At 69.7% G+C, this 8791-nt stretch carries 7 protein-coding genes; 4 read left to right on the top strand and 3 right to left on the bottom strand.

The features are described from left to right. The coding region (locus tag ACFRIC_RS12915) for a collagen-binding domain-containing protein (RefSeq protein WP_382783659.1) at positions 1-1727 on the bottom strand (1727 nt) is incomplete at its 3' end. A gap of 354 nt (positions 1728-2081) precedes the next feature. Here ACFRIC_RS12915 and ACFRIC_RS12910 point away from each other — a divergent pair. After that, positions 2082-2750, top strand: coding sequence for a hypothetical protein (locus ACFRIC_RS12910; protein ID WP_382783656.1), 669 nt, complete (start codon positions 2082-2084; stop codon positions 2748-2750). A gap of 87 nt (positions 2751-2837) precedes the next feature. Here the strand turns inward: ACFRIC_RS12910 and ACFRIC_RS12905 are convergent, their stop codons facing one another. Next, the gene (locus ACFRIC_RS12905) at positions 2838-3608 is read right to left on the bottom strand and encodes a calcium-binding protein (RefSeq protein ID WP_382783654.1); all 771 of its coding nucleotides are present in this window, start codon (positions 3606-3608) and stop codon (positions 2838-2840) included. A 246-nt stretch (positions 3609-3854) separates the two neighbouring features. On the opposite strand from ACFRIC_RS12905, the gene ACFRIC_RS12900 reads away from it, so the two are divergent. After that, positions 3855-5879 carry a cell wall-binding repeat-containing protein gene (locus tag ACFRIC_RS12900; RefSeq protein ID WP_382783651.1) on the top strand — a complete coding sequence of 675 codons (2025 nt, stop codon included), beginning with the start codon at positions 3855-3857 and terminating at the stop codon, positions 5877-5879. Positions 5880-6284: 405 nt separating this feature from the next. Next, positions 6285-6950 (top strand): DUF4142 domain-containing protein, encoded by a 666-nt coding sequence (locus ACFRIC_RS12895; RefSeq protein ID WP_382783648.1) that lies wholly within the window; start codon positions 6285-6287, stop codon positions 6948-6950. Between the two features lie 90 nt (positions 6951-7040). On the opposite strand, the gene ACFRIC_RS12890 is transcribed toward ACFRIC_RS12895, so the two are convergent. Continuing rightward, positions 7041-7679 (bottom strand): hypothetical protein, encoded by a 639-nt coding sequence (locus tag ACFRIC_RS12890; protein WP_382783645.1) that lies wholly within the window; start codon positions 7677-7679, stop codon positions 7041-7043. Positions 7680-8298: 619 nt separating this feature from the next. Between ACFRIC_RS12890 and ACFRIC_RS12885 the strand changes: the two genes are divergently transcribed. Next, positions 8299-8502: a cold-shock protein gene (locus ACFRIC_RS12885; protein WP_103550103.1), complete on the top strand. Its 204-nt coding sequence runs from the start codon at positions 8299-8301 to the stop codon at positions 8500-8502. Positions 8503-8791: the final 289 nt, after the last annotated feature.

Genomic DNA, 8791 nt, shown 5'->3' with positions numbered 1-8791 from the left:
GCAGCCGTCTCCTGCCAGTAATACGTGCCGGTCGGAACGGTCTGCCCGCACGTACCGGCCAAGCCCGTGACACACCGATCACCGACCTTGGTGTCAGGATTCGTGCCGCCCGTCTGCAGACCGGCCGTGCCGTTACTCTCCCGCCACAGCTGGAACTCCGCACCGCGCAACGGGGCGCTGGAGTCGGCGTCGACCTTCCGCACCCGCACCCGCCCCTCACCGGGAACCACAGGCGTCTTCGTGTCCTGCGCCGTCACCGAAACACCCGCGTCGACGTTGCCATCAGTGAGGACCAGCGGACCGAACACCGCAGGATCCGGCAGGTCGTAACCGTCAGGAGCAGCCGTCTCCTGCCAGTAATACGTCCCCGTCTCAACGGTCTCCGCACAGGTGCCGGCCGCACCCGTGACACACGGATCACCCACCTTGGTGTCAGGGTCCGTGCCACTGGTCTGGAGGCCGTCTGTGCCGTTGCTCTCCCGCCACAACTGGAACTCCGCACCCTGGAGCGGGTCGCCGGTGTCGGCGTCCGTCTTCCTGACGCTGACCGAGCCGGTGACGGGGGTCGGGGTGTCGGAGTCGCACTCCAGGTCGGCGTCGAAGGGGAAGTAGTGGATCTCGCCCGCGTTGACCGCGCCGCCACCCGCTCCGCCGGACAGCGGGCCCGCGACGAGTGCGCGGGTGATGATGTCGCCCTCGAGGTTGGACGGGTCGAGGTCGGTGAGCTCGGCGCGCGGGGCGTAGATCGTGCCCTCGACGCTGTCGCCGTCCGCGATGGTGATGTCGGTGGCGTCGGCGAAGTTCCACAGGATGTACGGGGCCTGGTCGCCGGAGACGCCCGCCATTGTGGGTGTGTGCCAGATGAAGTCGCCGCCGGTGCCCGTGGTGTCCACGTCGATGAGCAGCGGGGTGTCGGCTGACGGCTCGTCGAGGAACGTCAGCGTGCCGATGTTGTCGAGCTGCTCGCCGGTCAGGCGCAGCACGTTGGTCTGCCCCTGGGTGAGGGCGATCTTGATGTCGGACCCGGTCGGGATCGTGCTCTGGTCGGGCAGCGGGTCTCCGTTGCCGTCGAGCAGGATCACGGTCGCCCCGCAGGTGGCCATCGAGTCGGCCCGGTCGCGGTAGGTGGAGAACAGCGAGGTGAAGTCCATCAGACCGGACTGGGCGACCGAGGCCGCCGACTGCTGAGTGGTGAGCTGGACACGCGGCGTGGAGTTGTAGGCGGCGCCCTTGGCCACGACCTCCGTGTTGACGCTCGCCCCGTTCTGGTCCCGGGTGAGGATGTCACTGGCCGCCGTGTTGCCGATCTTGGCGTATCCATTCTGCAGCACCTGGAGGACGCCTGACGGGCTGGTGCCCGCGTAGTCGATCCCACCGCCGACGAGCAGAGCCGTCGGCCGCGCGTCGCCCGTAGCGGTGAAGGTGCCGGGGGTGTTCAGGGCTACGTTGTAGTTGGCGCCGAACGCGAGGTTCCCGCCGACGGCCACCGGGCCCTCCGACTCGGTGCTCCCGAACGTCGCGTGCTCTTGAGTGACGACCCCGAAGCCGTTGTTCCCTGCCACCGGGTTCCCGATGACGACTGGGGCGAGTGCCGCGGCGCCTGCCGGGCCGCCCACGAGCACGAAGGCCGCCAGCAGCCCCGACCCGGCGAGTCCCGCAGCGGCCCGCAACGGGATCTGTCTCGTGGCCGGAGCGCTGCGGGTGATCTGATGAGTCCGTCTTCTCATGGCCGAAAACCTATGAATGCATCCAGTTCTGATGTTGTTTCAGGACTGGGACACTCCGTTCGAGCACTCGTATGGCCACTCGGTTCCACCAGGAGTGGGCGCCTGGGCAGCCTGCGATCGCGCCCCGCATCGGAGAAGCGGTCACTCAGGCATCGCCCCAGCCAGTCGAAGGGCCGGCGGGCTCGAAGAAGGCGGATGCACCGCTCTCCCGGAGGGCCGGTCTGCGTGGGGCGAGTCGGCGACAGGTCGGCGCCACGATCGGTCGGGCGACCTCAAGTCGCCTTCGCCGACGATCACTTGCCGTCGAAGCGGCTGCGATACTTCGCCCCGCAGGCAGCGAGGAAGGCGAGACCAGTGTCCAGGAGCAGCGACCGCACCGTGCGCGACCGGCTCGGCGTCGTTCCGGACGCCGGTGCGTGGTGCGTGATAGGCCGGATCCCCCAGCCACCGGCTGACGTTCACCAGGCGGCCGGAGCAGGCCCGTTGCGGCCGGCGTTCCTGCGGCCGCTCGGCATCCTCGGCGCCGTGCTCGTCGCGCCGCTGATGCCCATCGCCCTGCTGTTCAGTCTTCTCGCCTCCGGTGAACAGGCTCTCCAGCGTCTCCTGTCGACCAAGGAGGAGCGCGACCGTGGCCGGGCCGAGGACCTGACCATCGACAGGCGGGACAAGGCCGTCGTCGAGCAGGGCCTGGACGCCACCTTCGACGGCGACTGGGACAAGGCCGCGGGGCAGTTCCTGCTGCGCTGGTACGGCCATTCCTCCCACCACCAGCGTTTCGTCGCGCTGACGGGGAACCGCATCGTGCTGGCCGCGCCTCCCAAGCGGGTGTCCGTCCGCAGGGAGGACCGCATGCGCGTGGTCGCCGAGATTCCCGCCGGAACGGCGGTCGTCGAGGACCCGCTGCCCGAGTACGGCAACCGAAAACTGCGCGTCCGCTTCACCGACGGCTCGTGGCTGATGCTCACCACGGAGGAGCAGCGCAGCGACATCCACATGCATCTGCTGCGCCGGTCACGGACGTAGGGCCTGTCCGACAATTCCCGGCTTCCCTGCGACGCCATGCACGCACCGGCTCGGCCCGCCCCGGCGGCGGCTGCTCCTCCTGGAGACCTACTTCAGCGCGACCCCGTCCCCCGCAGCCGTCGCCGAGCTGGTCGTCCCCGTTCCCGTGAAGTGCCAGCGCCAGGTGCCGGAGGCGTTCGCGGTGGTCGTCGTCTTCAGCTTGCCCGTGCTGTCGGTGGTCACCGTCTTGACGGTGGTGTATGTCGACGTACCGGACTTCTTGAACTGGAGGGCGACCTTCTGGGCGGCGAAGCCGACGTACGTGTTCGTGTTCCAGTCGGCGCGGGTCAGCGCTCCGGTCACCGTCAGTGTCTTGCCCTTGGCGACCGGTTCGGGCGTCGCCTGCGTCGTCGCCAGCTTGGCGAAGCGCTTGATCTTCATCGTGACGCTGCTGTCGAGCGTGTAGAAGTCGCCGTCGTACGCGCCGGCCTCCGCGTCGAGGTGCCAGGTGCCGGCCGAGCTGTTGCGGAGGTCGAAGTAGTCGTCGGCGCTGTCGGGGTCCAGGCTGTACGACCAGGTGCACTTCATCGTCGTTGACGACGGGCGTGTGCACGTCGAGGACTTCGCGAACTGGATGTGGTCGTCGGGGCTCACCAGTTTGAACCCCATGGCGGTCCTGATGCCCGAGTTGTCCTTCAGCGTGGCGGAGGCGGTCAGCTTCTGGATCTCGCTGACGCCGACGTTGACGGTGGTCTTGCTGAAGGTCACCGAGGTGAAGGCGATGTCGCCCTTGTGGGTGTCCGCCTGCGCGGTGGGCGCGAGAAGGGCGAGCAGCGCCAGGCTGCCGGCGGTGGCGGCCGCGGCCGTACGGATGTGCATGGTTCTCCATGGGGGACAGGAACGGTGCGCCGGATCTCCGATCGTGGAGTTCGGGTGTGCAGAAGACTCCCCACCTGGGGGTTTGGTTGTACGCGCACGTCGATCGGATCCGGATACGACCCGGTCCCACGGATGCCGTGGTACGGCGCTACAGTTTCGCCGCTGCCGTACGGACGACGAACACGATGCCGTCCGTTCGCCTCGGGGGAGGGACGAAGCAGCCATCCATTCATCTGTGGGGGCACATTGAACACCTCTGCGCGTCGCGGATTCGCGGCGCTCACGACCGTCGCCGCACTCGCGGCCGGTCTCGTCGCCGGGCTCCCGGGCCAGGCGACCGCCGACACCGCCGGCTGGCCGGCCACCGACGGCAGGCTGCTGTACAACGGCGGCGGCTCGCTGCAGTACGTCAACCCCGACGGGACCAAGAGCGTCCAGTTCTACGAGACCGCGAACCAGGCCGCCTGGTCCGCCGACGGCAGCCAGATCGCCTACGTGAACCCCTATGACGACCGTCTCCGTACGAAGTCGTACGCCCAGGAGTCGATATCGGGCAACGACATCGTCATGCCGGCGGGCAGTGGCTGGCATCCGGTCGATCCGACGTTCTGGTACGGCGGGGGCGACATCGTCTTCACCGCCGGAAGCCGGCTGCGGGTGGCCGTGGCCAACAGCGGCCGCGCTCCTCAGGCCCTGTTCGGCACCGACGTCGACGGCTGCGACTCCAAGGCCAGCGGAGCCGTCAACGGCAACCTGGCCTTCGTGCGCACCGGCACGAGCTGCTCCACCACGGGCACTCCGGCCGTCTGGGTCTACAACGGCCCCACCAAGGCGTTCAAGAAGGTGGCGTCCAACGCGGACGAGCCGAGCATGTCCCCGGACGGGCAGTCGCTGGCCTTCACCCGGACCGTCGCCGGACACAAGCAGCTCTTCACGGTCAAGGCCGACGGGACCGGGCTGACCCAGGTCACCACGGACCCCGCCGACCACAACCGCCCCGCCTGGTCACCCAAGGGCGACCGGATCGCGTACGACACGTACTTCACCGGCAGCGCGGACACCGGCCCCAGCGGTTCGCAGATCTGGATCCACGACCTCGGCACGGGCACGGAGACACATGTGCCCATGGCCGACGGCACGGACGTGGCCTGGCAGCCGCTCCGGAAGAACGCGATCTCCCGGGTCTACGGCGCCGACACCTACGACACCAACGTCGCGTCGTCCAAGTGGACGTGGAACACCCTCGGCAAGAGCGTGCCGGGGCTGATGAACGCGAGCTCGGCCGTCCTGATCAGCAAGTCGGACTCCGCGTACGCCACCACCGCGACCTCGCTGGCCGGCAAGAAGCACGGACCGGTGCTGATGACCTCCCGCACGGGCCTGGACGCCTCCGTCCAGACCGAGCTGAAGCGCATGCTGCCCAAGGGCAAGACCGTCTACCTGGTCGGCGGCACCAGCATCCTCAGCAGCTCGGTGGCGTCCAAGGTGACCTCGCTCGGGTACGTCGCCAAGCGGCTGTCGGACGTCTCGCGCTACTCCACCTCGGTGGCCGTGGCCAAGACGATCACCAGCGCCCCGAAGTACGTGTTCCTGGCGACCGGCACCGACTACCACAACGCCCTCGCGGCCAGCTCCGCCGCCGGCGCCATGGGCACCTCCGGCACCGCGGTCGTGCTGCTGACCGAGGGCTCGACCATGACCGCGTCGGTGTACGGCTACCTGAACAAGTACAGCCCGAGCACGACGAAGATCATCACGGTGGGCGTCGACGCCGAGTCGGCGCTGTCCAAGGCGTACAACGGCGGCAAGCTGCCGCACTGGCCCAGCAAGTACAGCTACTACCGCTTCGGCGGCAGTCCGGCGCCGGTCGCCGCGCGGCTCGCCGAGTTCTGGTGGTCGTCGCCGTCGGACGCCGCGGTGGCCTCGGTGAACAGCTGGACCGGCGGTGTCTCCGCGTCGTCGGCGATGACCACGTTCGGCCCGCTGCTGTGGACCGACGTCACCTCGCTGACGTACGACACCAAGTGGTACATGATGCGCACCTCGGCGAGCCTGAACCACGTGGCCGTGTTCGGCGGCAACGGCTCCGTCGACGCGAAGGTGATCCCGTTGATCGGCAGGGCCATCGGCGTGGACAGCACCTACACGTACACCCCGTACTACAAGGGTGACATCCCGCAGAGCCCGGCCTCCCAGCCGCTGTCCGCGAGCACCGGCAAGCCCGTTCCGAGCCCGGACCTGGCCCCGCTCAAGGTGACGGTCTCGAAGTGACCCCGGGTCCGGGCCGCCGTCCTCCGAGGGGGCGGCCCGGACCGGTCGACCGGCGCGGGGCTCGGCGACGAGCGCGGATGCGGCGGACGCGCCACCGGTGACGCCGTCAACTGCCCCTCTGTGGAACGGAGGTGAGGCGGGCGTACGGAGGGCCGGGCCACCCGGTCCGGGAACGCGGCCCGGTGTCCGTCCGGCCCCGAGGGGTGGGCCGTTCGGCCCTATCGGTGCCGGAGGGCGAAGTGATCCTCTGGCCTGGCGGCCGGGTGCCCCCGCCCACAACTCCCGTTCCCCCCGTGCGGGATGGGCCGGAGCACTCGGTACGCGCCAAGAACGGCTCCGGCCGGTACGGACCGCACCGCCCGGATGAAGGCAGCCGAACAACAGCCGGTCCTCAGGGAGGCTCCCTTGCGGCGCAGCTTCGTCTCGCTCTTCATGGTGCTGGCGATCGGCGGCACGATCGGCTCACTCGCGTACCCGGTGTTCTACTCCTACCCGCACCGCTTCGACGCGGTGAAGGCCGCCATCGCCGACCCCGGCCCCGTGGTGAGCACACCCTGGGGACCGCTGAGCGCGGCCGACCGCGACCTCGTGGTGCAGGTGGAACTGGACGGGCTGTGGGAGACGTCCGCGGGCCGGCAGGCGGTCGAGAAGGCCCCCACGAAGGAGATCAAGGACGCGGGCAGCCGACTGGTGACCGGCCACACCGACCTCGACAAGCGGGTCCGCGCGGTGGCGAAGGACCTCGCCATCACCCTGCCGACCCAGCCGACCGCCGAACAGCAGGGCTGGCTCGCGCAGTTGACGGCGGCTCAGGACTCCGAGTACCGGCGGCTCTTCGCGAATCTGCTGCGCGAGGAGCACGGTCGGATCTTCCAGCAGCTCGCGCAGGTGCGCAGCGGCACGCGCAACACGCTGGTGAGGGACCTGGCCACGGTCACCAATCGGACCGAGCTCGCCCACATCTCGGCGCTGGAGCGGACGGGATACGTCGACTTCGACGGCGTCGCGTCGAACGCGACGGCGTCCCCGGCCTCGGCCCCGGCCGTGCTTCCGGCGCCGTCGTCGCCGTGAGTCGCGGTGTGCGCCCTGCGGGAGCGGGGCGCACCGGGCGTTCGGGGAGCCGCGGGAGGCCGAGCGGTCGGTTCAGGGTGGCCTGGGTGGTCAGGGTGCGATCGAGCAGTTCCGCCAGGCGGTGGCCAGGGCGTCGGGTATCACCGGGATGTCGCCGCAGCCGTGCGGGCTGACGGGGAATCCGTCGGTCGCCACGTAGACCCAGCCGCTTCCCGAGTCGCGGAAGTACTTGGTGACGCTTCCCTCGTCCTGCAGGCCCACGAGTTCCGCCTGGGTGGCGCCCGCGACGGGCTGGAAGCGGGTGGCGGCGTAGCGGACGGTGCCGCACTGGCCGTAGAAGAACGCGTGCGGGACGGGCCCGATGTGTTCGAGCTGCGTTTCGTGGTGCCGGTACGCCCGGGTGACATCGGCCTTCACCACGGCACCGGCGGTCAGGTTGCGGCAGCCCGCGACGGCGGCGGGCGAGTGGGCGGCCGCGGTGGTCGCCCGGTCCGTGGCCTTCTCCGGGGAGCCGGTGGCCGAGCCGCGGGACGGCGTGCCCGTGACGGCGGGGCTCGACGCGGGTGCCGTGCTCTCGGCGGACGCCGACGGTTCGACCGCTCCGGCCGAGGCCGCCGCGGAGGTACCGGGAGTACCGGCGGAGTTCGTGTCCGCGGTGTCCTGGCACCCCGTCAGCAGCATGATCCCGCCCGCCAGCACCACCGCCGACGTACGTCTGAGACCGGCCATGACCCATCCTCTTCTCGATCGACGAACCCGTGGTCACCCCCTGTGCGACCACGGCGGACGGCCCCTGTGCACGGGCCGTCGGCTCTGCCCCACAGGACAGCACGGGACGGCCCGCCAGTTGCAGCGGGAAGCATGCGGGACGGTCTCGATTCCGCATACGCGCGTGCGGTCCGGAACCGGGGTGGCCGCCCCCGTCGGGCGCCCGGACGTCCGGCTGTCCGCCCTCGCCGGGAACGGCCGGAAGGACCTCGGCGGCGGCGCCGGCGCGGGTTCGATTTTCGTGACATATTCCGGGCTGCGCCGTACGGCCCGCGGCAGAAACCCTGCCGCCCCAGCCGGCCGAATATCTGTGGCAGCGACATGAGAAACGGGCGTCGGGCGCGATGAGAATTTCTTGATCGACAGGCGGGCCGAGATTTCCAGCCGCACGGAATCGGCGGCGCCATGCTACTGTCGATAGCAGTTGCAGTTGTGGTTCCCAAAACTTGCGAGCATCCACCCTGTTCTTACCGGGTGGAGTTCTTTTGTATCTCCGGTCGTTTTCCGGCGGGGCAATCATCACGGCGACGCGGGCTCCGCACAGTGTGGATCCCCAGCACCGTCCCGAAGGAGAATTGACATGGCTACTGGCACCGTGAAGTGGTTCAACGCGGAAAAGGGCTTCGGCTTCATCGAGCAGGACGGCGGCGGCGCCGACGTCTTCGCCCACTACTCGAACATCGCCAGCTCCGGCTTCCGTGAGCTCCAGGAAGGCCAGAAGGTGTCCTTCGACATCGCTCAGGGCCAGAAGGGCCCGACGGCGGAGAACATCGTTTCCGCCTGACACCCGCACGTACGGCGTAGCTGGGGCCCGCACCTTGGGGTGCGGGCCCCAGCTCGCGGCGTTTTTCGGCGCGAGCCGGGGCCTGCCCGTCGGGGCGGACCCCGGCGCGTTCGACCCCCGACCGGGGCTCCGGCTTCCGGCTTCCGGCTTCCGGCTTCCGGCTTCCGGCTTCCGGCTTCCGGCTTCCGGCTTCCGGCTTCCGGCTTCCGGCTTCCGGCTTCCGGCTGATCTTTCCGCAGCGTCCCCCGGCCTCCTGCCGCCGACGCCCGAGATCCACGCCCCGCCCACC

Origin of the sequence: Streptomyces sp. NPDC056738 (genome assembly GCF_042790435.1) — a bacterium.
In the GTDB taxonomy this organism is placed as follows: domain Bacteria; phylum Actinomycetota; class Actinomycetes; order Streptomycetales; family Streptomycetaceae; genus Streptomyces.
This window is presented reverse-complemented; position numbering and strand designations above follow the sequence as displayed.

Bases quoted from the DNA above. Each gene is read 5' to 3' on its own strand.
- ACFRIC_RS12905 (WP_382783654.1), bottom strand. From the start codon at position 3,608: ATGCACATCCGTACGGCCGCGGCCGCCACCGCCGGCAGCCTGGCGCTG.
- ACFRIC_RS12890 (WP_382783645.1), bottom strand. From the start codon at position 7,679: ATGGCCGGTCTCAGACGTACGTCGGCGGTGGTGCTGGCGGGCGGGATC.
- ACFRIC_RS12885 (WP_103550103.1), top strand. From the start codon at position 8,299: ATGGCTACTGGCACCGTGAAGTGGTTCAACGCGGAAAAGGGCTTCGGC.